The 19,334-nt window shown below is 34.7% G+C and carries 25 protein-coding genes; 10 read left to right on the plus strand and 15 right to left on the minus strand.

All coding sequences use genetic code 11. From position 1 onward, the window contains the following. Positions 1-125: 125 nt before the first annotated feature. From NST49_RS00400 to NST49_RS00410, 3 genes are all read right to left on the minus strand, one after another. Positions 126-1,472, minus strand: a complete 1,347-nt coding sequence (locus NST49_RS00400) for a glucose-6-phosphate isomerase (protein ID WP_023177029.1) — start codon at positions 1,470-1,472, stop codon at positions 126-128. A 133-nt stretch (positions 1,473-1,605) separates the two neighbouring features. Next, on the minus strand, positions 1,606-1,989 hold the full coding sequence (locus NST49_RS00405) for a hypothetical protein (RefSeq protein ID WP_023177028.1): 384 nt from the start codon (positions 1,987-1,989) through the stop codon (positions 1,606-1,608). Positions 1,990-2,054: 65 nt separating this feature from the next. Beyond that, positions 2,055-2,435, minus strand: coding sequence for a CvfD/Ygs/GSP13 family RNA-binding post-transcriptional regulator (locus NST49_RS00410; RefSeq protein WP_023177027.1), 381 nt, complete (start codon positions 2,433-2,435; stop codon positions 2,055-2,057). A gap of 221 nt (positions 2,436-2,656) precedes the next feature. Here NST49_RS00410 and NST49_RS00415 point away from each other — a divergent pair, with 221 nt between their 5' ends. Beyond that, a complete protein-coding gene (locus NST49_RS00415) occupies positions 2,657-3,838 on the plus strand; it encodes a MalY/PatB family protein (protein ID WP_034538359.1) in 1,182 nt (393 codons plus the stop codon). Between the two features lie 39 nt (positions 3,839-3,877). Here NST49_RS00415 and NST49_RS00420 read toward each other — a convergent pair whose 3' ends face one another. Continuing rightward, positions 3,878-4,468, minus strand: coding sequence for a peptidylprolyl isomerase (locus NST49_RS00420; protein WP_023177025.1), 591 nt, complete (start codon positions 4,466-4,468; stop codon positions 3,878-3,880). Here NST49_RS00420 and NST49_RS12655 point away from each other — a divergent pair. From NST49_RS12655 to NST49_RS00435, 4 genes are all read left to right on the plus strand, one after another. Next, positions 4,398-4,598 carry a hypothetical protein gene (locus tag NST49_RS12655; RefSeq protein WP_432803437.1) on the plus strand — a complete coding sequence of 67 codons (201 nt, stop codon included), beginning with the start codon at positions 4,398-4,400 and terminating at the stop codon, positions 4,596-4,598. The genes NST49_RS00420 and NST49_RS12655 overlap by 71 nt on opposite strands. A gap of 82 nt (positions 4,599-4,680) precedes the next feature. After that, on the plus strand, positions 4,681-5,184 hold the full coding sequence (locus NST49_RS00425; protein WP_251166353.1) for a divergent PAP2 family protein: 504 nt from the start codon (positions 4,681-4,683) through the stop codon (positions 5,182-5,184). A 143-nt stretch (positions 5,185-5,327) separates the two neighbouring features. Then, a complete protein-coding gene (locus NST49_RS00430; protein WP_187949228.1) occupies positions 5,328-6,320 on the plus strand; it encodes an NAD(P)/FAD-dependent oxidoreductase in 993 nt (330 codons plus the stop codon). A 119-nt stretch (positions 6,321-6,439) separates the two neighbouring features. After that, positions 6,440-6,946 (plus strand): phosphatidylglycerophosphatase A family protein, encoded by a 507-nt coding sequence (locus NST49_RS00435; protein ID WP_341046425.1) that lies wholly within the window; start codon positions 6,440-6,442, stop codon positions 6,944-6,946. 60 nt (positions 6,947-7,006) lie between these two features. Here the strand turns inward: NST49_RS00435 and NST49_RS00440 are convergent, their stop codons facing one another. The 4 genes from NST49_RS00440 to NST49_RS00455 are packed head-to-tail and all read right to left on the minus strand — an operon-like array spanning position 7,007 to position 10,665. Further along, positions 7,007-7,606: a TIGR01906 family membrane protein gene (locus NST49_RS00440; RefSeq protein ID WP_341048635.1), complete on the minus strand. Its 600-nt coding sequence runs from the start codon at positions 7,604-7,606 to the stop codon at positions 7,007-7,009. Positions 7,607-7,635: 29 nt separating this feature from the next. Beyond that, the gene (locus NST49_RS00445) at positions 7,636-8,400 is read right to left on the minus strand and encodes a TIGR01457 family HAD-type hydrolase (protein WP_023177020.1); all 765 of its coding nucleotides are present in this window, start codon (positions 8,398-8,400) and stop codon (positions 7,636-7,638) included. Positions 8,401-8,430: 30 nt separating this feature from the next. Further along, entirely contained in the window at positions 8,431-9,249 is an 819-nt protein-coding gene (locus tag NST49_RS00450; protein WP_034538353.1) for a YutD family protein, read from the minus strand. A 24-nt stretch (positions 9,250-9,273) separates the two neighbouring features. Next, positions 9,274-10,665, minus strand: coding sequence for a bifunctional metallophosphatase/5'-nucleotidase (locus NST49_RS00455; protein WP_034538351.1), 1,392 nt, complete (start codon positions 10,663-10,665; stop codon positions 9,274-9,276). A 597-nt stretch (positions 10,666-11,262) separates the two neighbouring features. On the opposite strand from NST49_RS00455, the gene NST49_RS00460 reads away from it, so the two are divergent. The 5 genes from NST49_RS00460 to NST49_RS00480 all read left to right on the plus strand — a co-directional run bounded on the left by NST49_RS00460 (position 11,263) and on the right by NST49_RS00480 (position 14,638). Beyond that, positions 11,263-11,991 (plus strand): amino acid ABC transporter ATP-binding protein, encoded by a 729-nt coding sequence (locus tag NST49_RS00460; protein WP_034538350.1) that lies wholly within the window; start codon positions 11,263-11,265, stop codon positions 11,989-11,991. Between the two features lie 21 nt (positions 11,992-12,012). Next, on the plus strand, positions 12,013-12,813 hold the full coding sequence (locus tag NST49_RS00465; RefSeq protein ID WP_034538348.1) for a transporter substrate-binding domain-containing protein: 801 nt from the start codon (positions 12,013-12,015) through the stop codon (positions 12,811-12,813). Positions 12,814-12,879: 66 nt separating this feature from the next. Beyond that, positions 12,880-13,527, plus strand: coding sequence for an amino acid ABC transporter permease (locus NST49_RS00470; RefSeq protein WP_023177014.1), 648 nt, complete (start codon positions 12,880-12,882; stop codon positions 13,525-13,527). A 43-nt stretch (positions 13,528-13,570) separates the two neighbouring features. Continuing rightward, positions 13,571-14,194 carry an amino acid ABC transporter permease gene (locus NST49_RS00475; RefSeq protein ID WP_034538824.1) on the plus strand — a complete coding sequence of 208 codons (624 nt, stop codon included), beginning with the start codon at positions 13,571-13,573 and terminating at the stop codon, positions 14,192-14,194. A 111-nt stretch (positions 14,195-14,305) separates the two neighbouring features. Continuing rightward, positions 14,306-14,638 (plus strand): MGMT family protein, encoded by a 333-nt coding sequence (locus tag NST49_RS00480; protein WP_034538344.1) that lies wholly within the window; start codon positions 14,306-14,308, stop codon positions 14,636-14,638. Positions 14,639-14,701: 63 nt separating this feature from the next. On the opposite strand, the gene NST49_RS00485 is transcribed toward NST49_RS00480, so the two are convergent. The 7 genes from NST49_RS00485 to NST49_RS00515 all read right to left on the minus strand — a co-directional run bounded on the left by NST49_RS00485 (position 14,702) and on the right by NST49_RS00515 (position 19,230). Beyond that, on the minus strand, positions 14,702-15,139 hold the full coding sequence (locus NST49_RS00485; protein WP_341046435.1) for a GNAT family N-acetyltransferase: 438 nt from the start codon (positions 15,137-15,139) through the stop codon (positions 14,702-14,704). A 14-nt stretch (positions 15,140-15,153) separates the two neighbouring features. Then, complete coding sequence (locus tag NST49_RS00490) at positions 15,154-15,600, minus strand: VOC family protein (protein WP_301426271.1); 447 nt, start codon at positions 15,598-15,600, stop codon at positions 15,154-15,156. 95 nt (positions 15,601-15,695) lie between these two features. Beyond that, positions 15,696-16,505 carry an aldo/keto reductase family protein gene (locus NST49_RS00495; protein ID WP_341046439.1) on the minus strand — a complete coding sequence of 270 codons (810 nt, stop codon included), beginning with the start codon at positions 16,503-16,505 and terminating at the stop codon, positions 15,696-15,698. A gap of 202 nt (positions 16,506-16,707) precedes the next feature. Beyond that, positions 16,708-17,274 (minus strand): hypothetical protein, encoded by a 567-nt coding sequence (locus tag NST49_RS00500; RefSeq protein ID WP_023177009.1) that lies wholly within the window; start codon positions 17,272-17,274, stop codon positions 16,708-16,710. A 230-nt stretch (positions 17,275-17,504) separates the two neighbouring features. Continuing rightward, positions 17,505-17,774, minus strand: coding sequence for a toxin-antitoxin system YwqK family antitoxin (locus tag NST49_RS00505; protein ID WP_051932769.1), 270 nt, complete (start codon positions 17,772-17,774; stop codon positions 17,505-17,507). A gap of 81 nt (positions 17,775-17,855) precedes the next feature. After that, positions 17,856-18,140 (minus strand): hypothetical protein, encoded by a 285-nt coding sequence (locus tag NST49_RS00510; RefSeq protein ID WP_034538341.1) that lies wholly within the window; start codon positions 18,138-18,140, stop codon positions 17,856-17,858. Positions 18,141-18,288: 148 nt separating this feature from the next. Then, positions 18,289-19,230, minus strand: coding sequence for an alpha/beta hydrolase (locus NST49_RS00515; RefSeq protein WP_023177006.1), 942 nt, complete (start codon positions 19,228-19,230; stop codon positions 18,289-18,291). Positions 19,231-19,334 lie beyond the last annotated feature (104 nt).

Here is a 19,334-nt window from a genome sequence, read left to right on the forward strand (position 1 = left end):
TCACTAAATTAATTTCCCTAGTTAATATTACGTACAAAAAAAGCTTTAATATCTTTCTTCTATATTAACGATAGAAAAAGATACTAAAGCTTTTAACTGGTAACTATTTTTTATATGATGCTAGATTACAGACGTGCATTTAATTCTTTACCTAATTCTTCAAAGCCTGGTTTTCCTAATAAAGCAAACATATTTTTCTTGTATGCTTCAACACCTGGTTGGTCAAATGGATTAACACCATTTAAGTAACCAGATAAACCGATTGCGATTTCAAAGAAGTACATCATGTAGCCTAAAGTATAAGCATCTTGTTGAGGAATCGTTACAATTAGATTAGGTACATCTCCATCAGTATGAGCCAATAGAGTTCCTTGGAATGCTTTAGTATTTACGTAGTCTATTCCTTTTCCTTCTAAATAGCCTAAGCCGTCCAAATCTGCTTCAGTAGCCGGAATAGCAATATCAAATTTTGGTTTATCTACTTTAATAACCGTTTCAAAGATATTACGTTGTCCTTCTTGGATGTATTGACCCATTGAGTGAAGATCAGTAGAGAAGTTTACACTTGAAGGATAGATTCCTTTTTGGTCTTTACCTTCAGATTCTCCAGCTAATTGTTTCCACCACTCAGAGAAGTATTGTAATGATGGTTCATAATTAACTAAAATTTCAGTATCTTTCCCTTTACGGTAGAAGACGTTACGCAATACTGCATATTGGTAAGCTTCATTTTCTTCAATTTTATCATTTGATAATGCAACTGACGCATCTGCAGCACCTATCATCAATTGATCAATGTCTGCTCCGCTTGCTGCGATTGGCAATAAACCTACTGCTGTTAATACAGAGAATCGTCCGCCAACGTCATCAGGAATGATGAATGATTCATAGCCTTGTGCATTTGCTTCTTGTTTTAAAGCTCCGCGTTCTTTATCTGTAGTAGCATAAATACGTGATTTAGCTTCTTCTGCACCATATTTCTTTTCTAATAATTCTTTAAATACTCTAAAAGCAATAGCTGGCTCAGTAGTCGTACCTGATTTAGAGATAATGTTTACTGAGAAATCACGGTCTCCAATTACTTGGATCAAATCATGCAAGTAACTTGAACTGATGCTATTTCCAGCAAACAGAATTTGTGGCGCTTTACGCGTTTCTTTATCTAGTAAGTTAACAAAAGAATGATTTAAGAAATCAATGGCAGCTTTTGCTCCTAAATAAGATCCACCAATTCCGATAACAACAAGAATTTCTGAATCATTTTGAATTTTTTTAGCTGCTTCTTTGATGCGAGCAAATTCTTCTTTATCATAATTTTTTGGTAAGTCGATCCAACCTAGGTAATCACTACCTGCTCCAGTCCCTTTGCGCAACATTTCATCAGCAGTAGTTACCTGTTGTTGTAAGTTCGCGATTTCATGTGGTTGTACAAATTTCTCAACATTTGAATAATCAAATTTAATATGACCCACTTAAATCCCTCCAATTAATTGTCTTAGAGAATAAAAGTACTATTCCCATACCTTTTAACTTTAGTTGTTTTACTGAAAAAAAGCAAGAAAAAAACGGCATTTCCTATATGAGAAATACCGCTAAAGGTCAATATTATTTAAATTGTGGAACTCCTGAGATTTCCCAATTTTCTAAGGTTTTTGTAAGATCATCAGAATGTAGCCAAGATAAAGAATGTTTGTTGTTTTCAGTTAGAAGGCTATGGTCTATTTCTTCATTATATAATTCGAAAACAAACAACGGGATACGTTTATCATTAACTACTGCATTTGTCAGTTCGTATAAATTCAAATCAGAGGCATCAATGGGTAAAATTAACTTTAACTGGTCTATTATACAAGCTAACCCTGTTTTAGCATCACTGATTTCTGTGGTAGGGAAAGAGTGCAACTCAGCTTCTTCTTTTACCAAGAATACATATTTTCCTTCTGGTCCTTTTGCCATTATCGTCCCAGCTACCCATCTTTTTTCTATCATTAGTTTACACCTCTACCTATAGTTTTAAGCTCATTTATTTTGTTTACAATAGGTCAATCATTACCTTAATACACTAATTTCTTTTTTTCATCTTCTTTTGCTTCTTCAATCCATTTAGGCATTGCTTCCTTTATTGTAGCGAAACCAATTTTATCGGATTTTTCATGGTGTTGACGTCTTTTCTTAGGATGATATTGATAGGTCGTACTTTCCTCTAACGCTCTTAGAGATAAACTGATTTTTTTTGTGTATTCATCAATATCTAATACCATCACTTCAATATCGCTGCCTACTTCTAATACTTCACTTAAGTCTTTAACAAAACCGTGTTTGCATTCTGAGATATGGATAAGTCCTTGTGTTTCATTGTCAAGAGAGACGAATGCTCCATAAGGTTGAATTCCAGTAACTGTTCCTTTGATTACCATACCAATTTTGTACTCCACCCCTATCACCTCACTTATACGTTTTAAAAAAACTTTTTATTTATGTTTTTATTCTAGCACAAATAATATTAACGTGTGTTCAGAATACGTTTTCATTTTAACGTTACCTTAATTTTTTTATGTATTTAGTATAGATAGAGCGAATATTAGATATCTATTAATTTTATCAGTATACTAAATTAAAAGGCATTGACTATCTATTTGAACGGAGGAACAGCTAAATGAAATGGAATTTTGATGATATTATTGATCGAAATGGACAACATAGTATTAAATGGGATTATGCTAAAAAATTATTTGAAAACGAGGATGTTTTACCTATGTGGGTAGCCGATATGGACTTTGCCAATCCCCCCACAGTTGTCGATGAATTGAAAAAATTAGTAGAACAACAGATTTTAGGTTACTCTTTTCCATCTGATTCACTTTACAAATCTATTATTGACTGGCAAAAAGAACGCCACAATTTGCATTTGAAGCCTCAAGATATTTTATTTTCACCTGGCGTTGTTCCAAGTATTGCACTCATTATTCAAACATTCACTAAAGAACAGGATGCTGTGTCGATTCACGATCCCGTCTACAACCCATTTGAGCAAATGGTAACGTTGAATAACCGCAGAGCCATTCGTTCTCCACTGCTCATTGAGGATAATTTATTTAAAATGGATTTTGCAGCTATTGAACAACAGTTTAAGCAAGAAAAGGTCCGTTTAGTTATTTTAAGTAACCCTCATAACCCTGGTGGCCGTGTCTGGACAAAGGAAGAATTGATTCAATTGGCTACCTTATGTCAAAAGTATCATGTTATTTTGTGTAGTGATGAAATACATGGAGATCTTGTTTACAAATCTGAGAATTTCGTTTCTGTTGCGGCTATCGATGAACACTACCAAGACTTCGTTATTACACTTACAGCAGCCACTAAGACTTTCAACTTAGCTGGCATTAAAAATTCAATGATATTCGTTCAAAACGAAACATTGCGCAATGCTATAAAACACGTTCAAGCAAAAACAGAACAAAATAGCATCAATACATTTGGATACATTGCTACAGAAGCTGCTTTTAAAACTGGCGGTCCTTGGTTAGAAGATCTCTTAGCCTATTTAAAAATTAATTTAGAAACTATTTGTACTTTTTTTGATACAGAATTGCCTCAAGTCCATTATATGAGACCACAAGGCACTTACTTATTCTGGTTTGATTGCTCTACTTTAGGTATTCCAGATGAACAATTAATCCATCACTTTGCACAGGTGGGAAAAATTGGATTAAATGCTGGTTCAGCATATGGCCCTAAAGGAACCCAATACATGCGGTTAAATTTTGCTGCTCCTCATGCAACTGTTATAGAAGGATTGAACCGTATCAAGATTGCTTTTGACCATTCAAATAGATAAAAAAAGAAGTTGAGAATAGTATTCTCAACTTCTTTTTTTTTAACCTATTACAATGCTTTCAATAACGATATCATTTACAGGTTTATCTTGAGGTCCGCGTTTAACATTTTGGATGCTGTCTACAACATCCATGCCTTCAACTACATGACCAAAAACAGTATGACGGTTATCTAACCATGGTGTTCCACCATTCTCTTTATAAGCTTCAACAACTTCTGCTGGGTATCCGGCAGCTTCCAATTGGCCTACCATGTTTGCTGGTGTTTGAGAAGCTGATACAATAAAGAATTGACTTCCATTTGTATGAGGACCTGCATTAGCCATTGAAAGAGCTCCTTTAAGGTTGAAAGCTTTATCTGAGAATTCATCTTCAAAAGAAGTTCCCCAAACACTTTCTCCACCCATACCGGTTCCAGTTGGGTCTCCCCCTTGAATCATGAAATCAGGAATAACACGGTGAAAAATGATTCCGTTGTAGTAGCCGCTCTCTGCTAACTTAACAAAGTTTTCTACAGCTTTAGGAGCAATTTCTGGGAATAATTTAACTTTCAACTCACCCATAGTTGTTTTAATAGTTGCAGTTTTTTCATTGCTTGCTACTTCAGTTGATAATTGTGGAAATTCAGACATTTTATCGTCCTCCTATTTTTTATATTTACTTCTCTATCATACCGAAATCTTACTTGTATTGCTATTTTTTTTGGCTAATTTAACTGGAGAGAAGAAAAATAGATGTCCGATGTATTTTTTTCGCTCTTAAGAATACTTTTTTTATCAAAGTAAGAGGGGTTTCATGTTATGATATGAAAAAAGACTATTGATTTTTTAAAGGATGGGACACTATGCTTATTTTATCGAATTTTCCGCTTGTTGCAGCATTTGCAGCTATCACATTTGCACAATTTATTAAAGTGCCAGTAGCTTTTCTATTAAGAAGAAAGACAACATGGGCATTAGCTACTTCTACTGGCGGGATGCCTAGTTCACATTCAGCAGCTGTATCAGCACTTATTACAGCTTTAGCTCTACAATATGGGGTTGCTTCTCCTTTTGTAGCTATAGCAAGTACTTTTGGAGCCATTGTTATGTTTGATTCCATGGGCGTACGCCGACAAAGTGGAGAACAGGGAATCTTGTTGAATCAATTGATGGTTGATTTTCATACCTTGAGTAAAAAAGTAGTGAAACTTTCTCATGAATCAATGTCACTTGTAGATGAGAAAAAAGAACGCCACTTAAAAGAATATCTTGGACATAAACCTATCGAAGTTTTTTTTGGAATCCTGACCGGTATTGGAGTGGCTTTTATTACCCGAGCTCTATTGACCTATTTTTCATTTTTATAATCTTTACTAGTCCTTTACTTGCCTTGAAAAAGGAGTTGGTTAGAGGACTATTTTTTTATTGAAACCTATGATTACTCTTGTCTTATATGCTATACTTTAAGACAATTTGATTGATAAAATTGTACTCTTGGAGGAATTCAGTTTTGAATATGACTAAAGAAGTCTTTGACATTACGATTATTGGTGGCGGTCCTGTTGGTATGTTTGCTGCTTTTTATGGAGGTATGCGAAATGCAAAAGTTAAGATTATTGAAAGTTTGCCACAATTAGGCGGACAATTAAGTATGTTATACCCTGAAAAAGATATTTATGATATTGCGGCTCTTCCAGTAGTAAAAGGACAAGAATTGATCGATAACCTTACTGTCCAAATGTCACGTTTTGATCCAACTATCTGTTTAGAAGAAGAAGTCACCCATGTCATTAAAAATGATGATGGATTATTTGAGATGACCACAAAAAAAGGTATCCATTATTCAAAAGCTATTATTATAACAGCGGGGAATGGAGCCTTTCAACCAAGAAGATTAGAGTTGGAACACGCTGATGATTACGAAGGCAAAACGCTTCATTACTATGTCAATAATATTGAACAATTTAAAGATCGTACTGTGGCTATATGTGGCGGCGGTGATTCTGCTGTGGATTGGGCACTGACGCTTGAACCAATTGCAAAAAAAGTTTACCTTATTCATCGCCGGAATAAATTTAGAGCGATGGAGCACAGTGTTTCTTCATTAGAACAATCTAGCGTTGAAGTGATTACCCCATATATTCCAGTTGAGTTAAAGGGTGATCGCCCTCAAATCCAATCTGTCCACTTGAAAGAAGTCCGAGGTGAAGATGAAAAAGAACTTAAAATTGACAACTTCTTAATCAATTATGGCTTTACTTCTTCTATTGGACCAATGAAACAATGGGGATTTGATGTTAAACGAAACGAGATTCCAGTAAATACTAAAATGGAAACTAGTGTTTCTGGTATATATGCAGCCGGCGACATCTGTACTTACGAAGGGAAAATTAAATTGATTGCGACAGGATTTGGTGAAGCTCCTACGGCTATCAATAATGCAATGAGTTATATCAATCCTGATGAACGTGTTCAACCCATGCACAGTACCAGCCTTTTTTAGTTTTTATTTTTCTTTAGCTGAAAAAATGCAACTTTTCTTAGTAGACTTGGATAGTTATTATAAGTCATTTACCCTCCTTTCTAGTATAATTAAATTATACTTAAAACGGAGGGATAGAAATGGTAAAAGATACAAATGAGTTACATGAAAAAGCTTTAGCCTTATTAAACCAACGTGGAGTCCAATTAGCTGACATTGCTGAATTGGTGATGTTTTTACAACAATCTTATATCGATGATTTAACTGATGAAGTTTGTTTAGAAAACGTAAAAGCTGTTTTGAAAAAAAGAGAAGTTCAAAATACGATTCTGACTGGAATCCAGTTGGATATTTTAGCTGAAAATAAAGAATTGATGAATCCTTTATTGGACATCATCGTTGAGGATGAAGGCCTATATGGAATAGATGAGATCATGGCTCTTTCTATTGTGAACGTCTATGGTTCTATCGGCTTTACAAATTACGGATATATCGACAAAATCAAACCTGGTATTTTAAAAAAATTAAATAGTCACAACGATAATGAAGTTCATACGTTTTTAGATGATATTGTTGGAGCTATCGCGGCTGCAGCTGCTAGTCGCTTAGCGCATGCTCATCCAACAAAAAGCGACATTACAAAATAAAAATACTTTTAAATTAAACAAGAACGCACTGACATCTAATAGTTGTCAGTGCGTTCTTGTTTAATTAAAGGCCTTTTTTTTAGTATGGAAATACCCAAAGATAAGTTGAAGTTCAATCAGGACAAAAGCCAAAATAAAACAGTGCATGAAGAATGTTTCAGGCAAAGCTAAAATAATGGGATCTGTAGAAGGATTAAACAACCAAGCATCATTATTAAAAAACAATTTATGAAATGCTACAAATAACTGATCAAAACTCACAGCTATCATAAAAAACACCACAAAAGGGACCATTATTCCAACTTGGAATGGACGAACCAACTTCCAAAAAAGCTGATTTCTCTTAATGTAACGAATATAGAAAAATGAACCTACAGCAGTAATTACCATAATGACATAATCCACTATGAACAGTCTCTTAACTTCATAAAAGTGAAACAACCCGCTTTGGGAACTTGGAAAATCTGGAAAATTTAATTCTGACACCCATGGCAAGTTTAAATAGTTAAGCAGCACACGATAGTTTTCCATTAATGCTTCTTTAGGTAACCCTACTTTTTGTGGAATATTTAAGTAATCTATATCAAATGCGTATAATGGCGTCAAATTAATTGTCAACGCTATAGCAAACGATAGAATAAATAAAAACAAGCCAATCATTCCTATAAGGTGAATGCCTTTTTCTTTCACTAAAACACCCACTCATCCAGTGAATTCAATAAATAGGTAGGTTGTTCTTCCACAAGTGTTAAGTCCTCTTTTGTTGTAAATCCTGTTAATACTAATAAAGTATCCACGTCGTTATTGATGCCAGCTAAAATATCCGTTTCATAATTATCGCCTACCATAATGACTTCTTCTTTTGTTAACCCAATTGTTTTAATGGCTTCTTCCATAATAATAGCTTCAGGCTTACCGATAAACGTCGGTTGAACTCTTGTTGATGCAATCAATAAAGCCACTAATGAACCGGCACCAGGTACCATCCCTTTATCACTTGGTAAATTTGTATCTTTATTTGTTGCAATAAAACGAGCTCCTTTATGAATGGCTAAAGTTGCTATTTCAAAATCATGATAGGTAACTTGACGATCGATTCCTACAACCACATAATCTGGATTCTCTTCATCTTCAACAAACCCTGCGTTTTTCAATGCAGTTCTGATACCTGTTTCGCCTATTATATAAACCTTTTTTCCTCCGCCTAATGAAGTTAAGTAATCAGCTGTTGCCAACGAACTAGTGTACACTTCTTCTGCTGACGTTTGGACATCAAAGTTTTGAATCAAATTATCCGCTACTTCTTTTTGTGTTTTAGAAGAATTATTGGTAACAAATAAATAAGGAATCTTATTTTCTTGTAATCTTTTAATGAACCGTGAAGCTGCAGGAATCGGTTCTTTCCCTCGATACATCGTACCGTCTAAATCAATTAAATATCCTTTATACTTCATCTAGTTAACCCAACCTTTATTATCATTAGTTTATTTCGGAACAACTTTTCTTCTGATGCTGTATTGTCGTTTTCCTTTAGCATCTTTAACAGTCTCAACCGTTTCTTTAGAAACACTTTTTTCAACTGTTTTTTCAACTGGTAAAACTTCTTTTTTAACAAAGTCTTTTTTTGGTTTCATTCGATCTGACGATCTCTTTTTATTAGATGCATTCGTTTGTTTTGCATTTGTCTCTTTTGATTGGACTTGTTTGACTACTTTTTCATTTGTCAAACTTTTACTTTTTTGTGTTCTGCGTTTTTTTGGTTTATTGGGCTTAGTGCGTTCCTTTTTGTCATCCATTCGTTGCAAGACAAAATAAGGACAACCAAAATTACAATACTCATACAAATAATCTTGAAGGTTCCCAATTCGTTGATCTTGAGGGACTTTGCGATTTCGGTTGTCATAGAAACCTTTTAAACGAATTTGTTCAAATCCCCAATCCGCAACAATATAATCGTACTTATTTAAAATTTCACTGTATCGCTCACCCAATCGTTCTGCATCAAACGCATCTCGGTAATCTTTCACGATTTCAAACTTTTTGTCTTCAATCCTGATCGTTGTAGCATCAATTCTTTGGACGATTGGCTCTTCAGTTGTCGTAATCAATTGAGTGACTTCTTTTTCTAAAGAAAGATTCATCTTCTCTTCAGTCTCATGCTTTTCTTCTACTGGAACAGTCTGTGATTCTTTTACTTGTTTTTTTGGCCTTGGCTTTGTTTGGCGATTCTTTGACGAAAAAGTCTTTTTAGATAAATTCGAAGCTTTCGTCCGTTCTTTAGTTGTTTCTTTTTCGCTTGTCATTTCGTTCACCTGCTTTCTTTCCATTCATTCTGTTACGTTATCTGCGGGATAATGTTTCTTCAAATATTGTCCTAAGACATTTCGGATAAAATAAGGAAACAACACTTCATTTTCCCCTTTGATCTCAATAGTTGGGAAAAACGGAATAAACATAAAATGATCTACCGTAGCAAATGTGTAGTGCTTTGTTTTTTCTACTGGCTTTCCTAACCAAGTAACTTCACCGGTCATTTTATCATACGCTACTCCATTGTAACAGATTTCACCAAATATTTTCCCTCTAAATCCAATTCCTTTAATCGGAAAATTCCGTAAAAACAAACGATTTTTTTCCATCTCATAAATGACTCGGATCAGATTTTCTCCATCTAATGTGCATCTTAAGATACGCATTGGATGCGGCAAAACCTGATGTAGCTCATCTTTTGTCACCGTTCCTTCAATCAAAGGCTGCATAAACAAACCTGCATTTAAAATTGCCGCGTCTGTATTAGCATATTCTTTAAGGGCTTTTAATCCAACATCAACAAGTTCAGAACTCCCTTGCCAACTAACAGGATAATTAGAAGGAATTGAGGCAACAATCTGCTCATTCAACAATTGATGTCCTTTTATTTCGTAGCCTTCAATCAGTTGTTCCTCATTCAGAGGTGCTTTTATCGTTACCGTTTCCTTAACGGTCGCGGTAGCTTTTTTAATTCGATTATCCTCTATCTCTAATTCAATGTGACCAACATATTGCCCATATTTTCCAGCTGCAGCAAGCAATGTATTTCTAACGACTTTTCCATGTGGCAGTAAATGATGCGTGTGTGATCCGATGATAACGGAGATCATTGGATACAATTCAGCAATTCGCTGATCTTCACCAATTCCTAAATGAGACAGCAATATAACGGAATCAACTAGAGGAGTTAGCAATTCTAAAATGTCTCCAATCACTTCATCCGGATTTTTCACGTTCCATCCAATTGGTTTATAGCTCGTAGGAAAAGGAGCGGTCAGTCCAAATAAACCAATCTTATAACCGGATGCTGTCTGAACGATGTGGAAGACTTTTGCCCATTCTGGGGGGAGTCCTGTATTCTCATCAACTAAATTTGAAATAACAACAGGAAAATTAGCCTCATCGTATAAATGGTTCAGCTGATTTTTAGAACTTCCAATTCCTTCATTATTCCCAATCGTAACGGCATCATACCTTACTTCATTTAGTAATTGGATGTTTGCTTTTCCATCGGTAGCTTCTGTCAAAGGATGGACTCGATCACAGGCGTCTCCAATATCAAATGAAAATACTGCTTCATTTTCTTTTTCCAATCGTCTAGACTCGTCACGTAAGTAAGCAGAAATTCTCGGCCAATTTTCAAAGTGAGAATGAATATCGTTTGTATGAAAAATGTGGATACGTTCCATTTGCTTCATCCTTTATTTCTGAAATTTATACTGCTTATATTATACCAATCTTCAAAAAAAATATCTTGTGTATCTAAAGAAGATACACTGATTAATTAAATTATCCTACAATTGTTCTAGATAAGCTTTTGTTTCGCTTGAAAAAGCGAAACAATTTGCAAAGCTTCTTCTTTAATGATAAAATTCTCAGGGCTACCATGATTGTAAAATTTCGCATAAAAGATTGGCTATCTTCCTATCATATGAATTTATCAAAAAAAGCAAAGTCTTCTGACTTTACTTTTTCAAAACTATTCTTCATAATTATGAAGACTTCTATTATATCCCTACTTCTTTATACCTAAAGTTTTTTTTCATTTTAATTGAATGCTTTCTGGACGTGCATTCTTTCTAATAGAACCGTTGGTTTATAAAAACAGAATATTCTATATAACTACTGCAAGCATTAGAAAATTCTCTACTCGTTCTAAGCTTTTTTTAGTGCTCAAAAACAAACTTTTGTTATTCCGTCAGGAAGTATGAAAGAGGACCTTCCTCTTTCATACTTCTTAATTTAATTACTTAAAGAACAACATAGAAAATAAGGAGTGTGTCTAAATGATTGAATTTAAAAATATCGAAAAGTATTACGGTGAATTTCACGCTTTGAAAAATATCAATCTTACCTTTAATCAAGGTGAAGTTGTGGTTGTCATCGGACCTTCTGGTTCTGGTAAGAGTACAATGCTGCGTTGCATCAATGGATTAGAAGATATCTCTGAAGGAGAACTACTGATCAAAGGTAAAAATCTTCATGGTAAGAATACAAATATTAATGAGATTCGTAAAAATGTCGGGATGGTTTTCCAACATTTCAACCTCTACCCACATAAAACGGTTTTAGAAAACATTATGTTGGCACCTATGAAGGTCTTAAAACAGTCTAAAGAAGAAGCTCAACAAAACGCTGAGAAATTTTTAGATAAAGTTAACATGTTAGACAAAAAAGATTCTTATCCTTCTAATTTATCAGGTGGACAACAACAGCGTGTTGCGATTGCAAGAGGTTTAGCTATGGGGCCAAGTGTTTTATTATTTGATGAGCCTACCAGTGCACTAGATCCTGAAACGATTGAAGATGTACTTGACGTTATGAAAAAATTAGCTAAAGAAGGTATGACGATGATCGTCGTTACCCATGAAATGGGATTCGCGCGTGAAGTTGCAGACCGTGTTATTTTTATGGCAGACGGAGAAGTCCTTGAAGACCGTGAAACAGTTTCGTTCTTTGAAAATCCAAAAGATGAACGTGCAAAACAGTTCTTAAGCAAAATTATCAATCATTAATTTTATAGGAGGATTTTTCAGATGAAAAAATCAAACAAACCATCTCTTTTTCTTCTCTTACTCCTGCCTGTTTTATTTCTTGCTGCTTGTGGTTCTAAAAGTGCAGCTGAAATAGATATAACAGAACGGATAAAAGAAAATCCGACCCTAACTTGGGGCGTAAAAGTCGATACCAATCTTTTTGGTCTTTACGATATTCAATCTAGTGAGATCAGAGGTTTCGATATCGATATTGCCAAAGCTATCACTAAAGAAATTACTGGAAACGCTGATAATGCAGAATTTGTTGAAGTAACTTCTAAAACACGGATTCCTTTATTAAAAAACGGAAACATCGATGCTATTATAGCAACGATGACCATCACAGAAGAACGAAAACAACAAGTAAACTTTACAGATGTTTACTTTGATGCTGGTCAAGCCTTGTTGGTTCCAAATGACAGTTCTATCCAAAATTTAGAGGATCTATCTGCTGAAACAACTGTATTGGCCGTTAAAGGCTCAACTTCAGCACAAAATATTCGTGAGTTGTCTCCTGAGGCAAATGTATTAGAATTAGAAAATTATTCTGAAGCCTTTACTGCTTTACAATCTGGCCAAGGAGATGCTGTTACAACAGATAATGCTATTTTATTAGGGATTATCGCGGATAACCCTGGCTACCGGTTAGCCGGAGGAAACTTTACTCAAGAACCTTATGGTATTGCAATAAATAAAGGACAAGATATTTTCTTACAAGAAGTCAATAAGGCCTTGGATACCATCAAAGCTAACGGCGTATACGATGAAATTTACGCTAAATGGATCCCTGAATTGGACTAATCATTTTCAAATTACACCCTATAAGCAGGAATTTACTGCTAAGAAATAATAAAGCGAGGTGCACCTATGCTAACGATCTTAACAACCTACTCCGATGTTTTAATCGATGGGTTTCTAAATACACTGTATTCAAGTATCATTGCCTTATTTTTCAGTCTGATCATTGGGACATTAATGGCAATCTTTCAATTATCTAAAACAAAATGGATCAAAGGTTTGGCAAATGCTTATGTTGAGTTCTTTAAGAATATTCCTCTTTTGATCATTGTGATGTTCTTTTATGTAGTCGTGCCTTTATATTGGTTCTCTATTGATGGTTTTGTAGCTGGTACGATTGGTTTAACAATCTACACTTCTGCATTTATTGCAGAAACGGTTCGTGCCGGAATCATGGGCGTGCCAAAAGGTCAAACAGAAGCTGGACTTTCAACAGGGTTGACTCAAAATGAAACGATGCGTTATATTATTTTACCGCAAGCCTTCAAAATCGTTATCCCGCCGCTTGGCAATCAATTTATTAATTTAGTAAAGAACTCATCTGTTCTAGCAATGGTTACAGGTCTAGACTTGATGTATCAAGGTGATCTGATCGCCAGTGAGACATTTAATACGTTTGACACGTATATTTTAATTGGTTTAATTTACCTCATCATTACATTACCTTTAACTTACTTGATGAGTTATATCGAACGCCGCTTAAATGTAACATCTTAAAAGGAGGAGAAATCATTTGACTATTATAGAAGCTTTTTCATGGATGAACATCCGCTTCTTACTGGATGGACTTCTCGTTACAGTAGAAGTAGCCTTACTTTCCATTATTTTCAGTTTCATTATTGGAGCTATTTTAGGATTGCTTCGCTATATGAAAATTCCCGTTTTTTCGAAAATCGTCGGGGCTATCATTGACTTAATACGTAATTTACCATTATTATTAATTATCTTTTTTACTTATTTCGCCTTACCACAAATTGGTATTCGTTTAGATATCTTTTGGTCAGCCGTAGCTGCTATGACGATTTTTGAATCTGCTATGCTTTCAGAAATCATTCGTGCTGGTTTAAATTCTGTTCCTTCTGGACAGATGGAAGCTGGTCGTTCAACTGGATTAACTTATCTACAAACCTTGTGGATTATCATTATCCCACAAGCCTTTAAAGCTATGGTACCACCTATTGTCAGCCAACTCGTATCATTGATCAAAGATACTTCATTAGCAACCATTATTTCTTTGCCTGAGTTGACACATAACGCTAGAATTATTTATGGTCAAAATACCACCTATGTGATTCCAATGTTCATCGCTTTAGCGTTCTTCTACTTCATTGTTTGTTACGCATTATCAAAAGTAGCAAAACGTTTTGAAGCAAAATTATCCTAACCAAATAGCCGCTCACTAGCAATAATTTTAGTGGACGGCTATTTTTTTGTCTTATTTTCGGTTACGATAGAAGAAAGTTGTTTATGTTAGAAGACAGAAAGGACTATTTTCATGACTCCCTTTACAAACCGTGTTATCAAAATCATCCAATCGATTCCAAGTGGAAAAGTTATGACATATGGTCAAATAGCTGGATTAGCTGGAAATCCCCGCGGAGCAAGACAAGTAGTTCGTATCTTGCATTCAATGAGCCAGAACTATAACTTGCCTTGGCATCGAATAATCAATGCTAAAGGCGAAGTTGTTATAAAAGATGCTGAAGGAGCTTTTACTCAAAAAGACCGTTTATTATCAGAGGGTATCGCTTTAACAAAAGCTGGCAAAGTTGATTTAGCCTTTTACCGCTATACTCCGCAAATCGATTGGGACCTAGAAGACCAATAAAAAACGGATTCAACTTATACTCTTTTCTAGTTGAATCCGTTTTTTTATTTTAAATTATCAGTCTTAACAACTTTTGTACATAAAAACAGTTTTATTAGACATTTTAAACCCCAGCTTCTGATAGAAGACGTGTGCGGGTACCGTTTTATCTGTTAGTAACGTAATATCTTCAAGGTCATTTTCTTTGCAGTAGACTTCTAAGTGACGCACCATTTCTTTTCCAATACCTTTTTGTTGATAACTTGGATGAATAAAAAATTCATCCACATAAACTTCCTCTCCAGACCAAAATGTGCGCTCAACACCGAATAAGACTCCCACAATAGTCGTTTTATCCACAAAAACAAAGCCGAATGAACGCATTCGGTGGATAAGCTCGGTTAAATGATTGGCAGCGGTCGTTTTTGTCCACTTTTCATTCCAAGGCTCTCGGTTATACACAGTTATTAACAGTTCCGTACAAGCTTCTAAATCTGATTCTGTAAACTTTCTAATGGCCATCACTTTTCTCCTTTTTAAATTTGAGTTTCTTCAATAATGAGCATTTCATTCTCATCGAATTTCCAACTAGGTCCGTAAGCAACTTCCCAATAATAACCATCTATATCTTGAAAATATCCACTATATCCGCCCCAACTTGTTCTCACCGGATCTTTTACGATTTCTCCACCATTCTTCTTTACGCGAGCCATCATATCATCTACTTCATTTTCTGATTTCACGTTACACGCTAAAGTTATCCCATTAAATCCACGTTCTTGGATCATCGGAGGCGCTGCTTCATTAATATCCTTTGCTAATTCTTCGATTGGAAATAATTCTAACTTACTTCCTTGATTATTGAAAAAAACGATAGCTGGTTGTTCCGTCTTTTCGAACGTTTGAAAGCCGATACGCTTATAAAAATCTAAAGCAACCTTCATATCTCTTACCCCTAGACAAATTAAATTGATTCGGTTCATTTAAACGTCTCCTTTTTCTTTTATTTTCCTATTTAGTTGTTCATATAGATGACGAAAAGCTTATTTAAGCCTGATCACTTAAATAAGCTTTTCAATTATAAGGACTCAATTACAAATTGATCTTCTTTTGTTAATTCAAAATCAAACAATTCTAAATTTGACGCTTGTCGTTCTACGTTATGAGATTTCGGAATAACCACTACACCTCTTTGGATTTGATAACGCAATAAGATTTGTCCCCAATTTTTCCCGTAATTTTCAGCAATTCTATCTAATTTAGAAATTTGTTCTAGGCTTACTTTACTTAACGGTCCCCAAGCTTCAGGTACAATATCATTTTTAAGCAAATAATCGATTAACTCATGGTTCCAGGTATGTGGATTAGATTGAATTTGATTTACTACTGGTTGAATACGAGCAAAGTTATGCACAGTTTCCAACAGTTCAATGGTAAAATTCGATACACCTATCGATTTAATTTTCCCGTTGTCCACAAAAGATTCTAATACTTGCCAAGTCTGTTTCAATTTTGCTTCATCTTCAATGGGTTGATGGATCAAATAAAGATCAATAAAATCTGTTTTTAGATTTTTCAAACTGTTTAGTACGGTTTGTTCTACTAGTTCTTTTGAACCAATATAAGCATCATCAGCAGGAATTTTTGTAGTGATATAAAATTCTTCACGAGGAATGCCACTTTCAAAAATTGTCTTTCCAACTCCTGCTTCATTTCGGTAAGAAATAGCCGTATCAACCAGTCGGTATCCAGCTTGAATAGCCGACTTCAATGCATTAAAGTCTCCATTTAATTCTCCATTGTATTGATTGCCTTCTTTTCCATAGGTGTTCGTTCCTGTTCCGACTACAGGTATTTCTATTCCATTAGCTAATGTGATGGTTTGCATTGGCTCATTCCCCTTTACTATTTTGTTGAATTCTTTTTCTATTCTCATACTAAGGATTTTTATAGTTCTAAGTCAAGTTTTAACAGTTTGTCCCCACTAAATAATTTCTAAATAAAATTTGGCAGCTGAAATGTTTAGAACAAAAAAACATCCTGCCTCTTTGTTAGATAGAGACAAGATGTTTATAAACGATTTAGTTAATTTATTCAGCTACAGTTGTTTCTCCAGTTACAGTACCTGCATCTAATACTGCAGAATCCATTAATTCTTGAGAATCGAATGTAACATTTCCTTCAACTGTTGATTCAGCAAGTTCGAATCCTTCAGCTTTTACTACAACATCTCCAACAAATGTTCCATTTTGGATTTTAAAATTTGGAGATTCAACAGTCATAGTTGGTGCTGTTAAGGTAAATTCATCGGTTACGTTGTGGTCATCATCTTGTGAGTACAAAGCTAATTTACGGTAAATATCTCCGCTTTCTTCACCTTTGTCATGGAAAGTTCCTGTTACAACAAGATCTTCAGATAACGTTACATCTTCTGTGATTGCATAGATCCAGGTACCATCTGCACTAAGTCCTGCCATTACATCTGCTGGATCATTACTAATAGATGCTGTTGTTACAACTTCTGTACTTTCTGCAACTGATGAAGCTGTTGATTCTTTGTCAGCTGTATCTTCATTATTTCCACAACCTGCTGCGAAAATGACAATTGATGCACAAGCTCCTAAAAATAGGGCTCTTTTTTTGTTTGATTTAATCATAATATATCCTTACCTCCAAATTTTTTTATGCGTTTCCAAAGCTACCAATACCATTTATTAAGAAGAATTGATCCGCCTTAACAACTACAAATATAGTGTACAACATCTTTGTGAATTATTCAACTTGTTTTGTTAAAAAAATGAAAAATAATCATTTTGTGACTAAAATTTGTATGAATAATTATTTTCCTCGTTGATATTTTTAAATTTCATTAATAAATCTAAGCTATTCAAGACTTAATTTCTTTTCCATCATTAAATTGAGTATCTTTTTCAATTTCTCCATTTCGATGGTAACGAACCCACTTACCGTCTTTACTATCATTGTTTAAGTGGCCCACTTGCCATAATTCTCCAGTTTTTCGGTAGAAACTCCACTCCCCTTGCATCTTCCCATCAAATGGACCCGTTGCTTTAACTTTCCCATTTTCGAAATAATGAGTACGTATCCCATCTTCAGTCAGTTGTTTTAGTTGACCGTTCTTATAATACCCTTCCATATTACCCCTCCTTGTGAATTAGTTTCAAATTCTCTTTAATAAGTACCTTTTAAATTAAAATGGCACTTACTTTCTTCATTTCTACTGTTGTTCTTGTTCAAAAATAAACGGACTATAAACTATTTCAATTTTTTTATCTAAGGTGAACGATAGGCTGTCTACAAAATGAGGCAATGAATGGATTCGAATGGCATCTTCTGATAAATCAATAACGATAGGTTCAATATTTCCAAAGTTTTTTGACTTGAGAATAACAGCAACTTTACCATCTTTATTATCCAATATATCTACCTTATCACACAAATTTATTTTCCATCCTTTAGTTAGTTCATAAGTAGTTGTTCGTTCTTCTTTTTTCTTGGTCACGGTACACTTCACTCCTCTAAAAGCCTTTTCATTTAGTATAACTTAAATATAAATTAATCCCAATAATAAGTTGCTCTTAAAATGATTGGTCCATCAAAAAGGCCCAAAGGTTAATTACATCTCACTTTTGGGCTTTTAGCTTATTTATTTATGAAATATATTCCAACACAAAATCTTGAACTTTTTTCTTATAGTCTTCTTTATTCTGTTCATATGATTCTGCATGATCAGCATTCGGTGCAATATATAGTTCTTTAGGTGATGGATTAGCTTCATACACATCATACACCATTTCTGTTGGTACAAATTTGTCATTTTCACCATGAATAAACAACATAGGAACGGTATTTTTTTTAATTTGTCCTACTGTATCTGCTTCTCCAAACCAGTAACCCGAACGAATCTTTGTTACTAAACTGGTTACAGGAATCAAAGGAAATTCTGGCAAATCGTACATATCTTTTAATTGATACGCCAATTCTCCATTTAGAGAGCTGTATCCACAATCTTCCACGATCACCTTAACATTATCTGGCAACTCTTCTCCACTGACATTCATGACCGTAGCTCCGCCCATACTGATTCCAAATAATGCCAATTCAGCATCTGTACCGACCTTATCAAGCATCAGTTGAATCCACTGCAAATAATCATTTCGCTCGTGCCAGCCAAAACCAATATAATCCCCTTCACTTGTTCCGTGTCCACGGGCATCCGGTACTAATACATTAAACCCCATATCATGATACAGTTTAACATACGGTGCCATTTGTTCTAGGTTTCCTGCATATCCATGGGCCAATATAGCTACTTTTTCAGAATTAGGATCGCCTTCAATATAAATTCCAGAAAGCTTTAAACCATCCTCAGATTCAATAGATACTTCTTCACGCTCTATCTTATCGTACCATTTCTTTTCTTCCAGCCATGGATCTTCTGGATCATAATCTCCGTCTACATCAGCTGCTTCAATAAAATCCTTTTGGTTGATGGCTACAGCTACATCATAGAAATAATTTCCTGCGAAACCCAAACCAATCACAACTAAAATTACTAAAACTCCTAAACTTATCCAAATTTTTCTTTTCATTTACTCACACTCCACTTTTTTGTTGATCGAACCATATAACCATTCAGTTTATTCTACCCTTTTCTTCTATCAATGTGTACAACAAAGACAAAAAATAAAAAGAC

The organism is Carnobacterium sp. FSL W8-0810, from assembly GCF_038007125.1.
GTDB classification, from domain to species: Bacteria; Bacillota; Bacilli; order Lactobacillales; family Carnobacteriaceae; genus Carnobacterium_B; species Carnobacterium_B inhibens.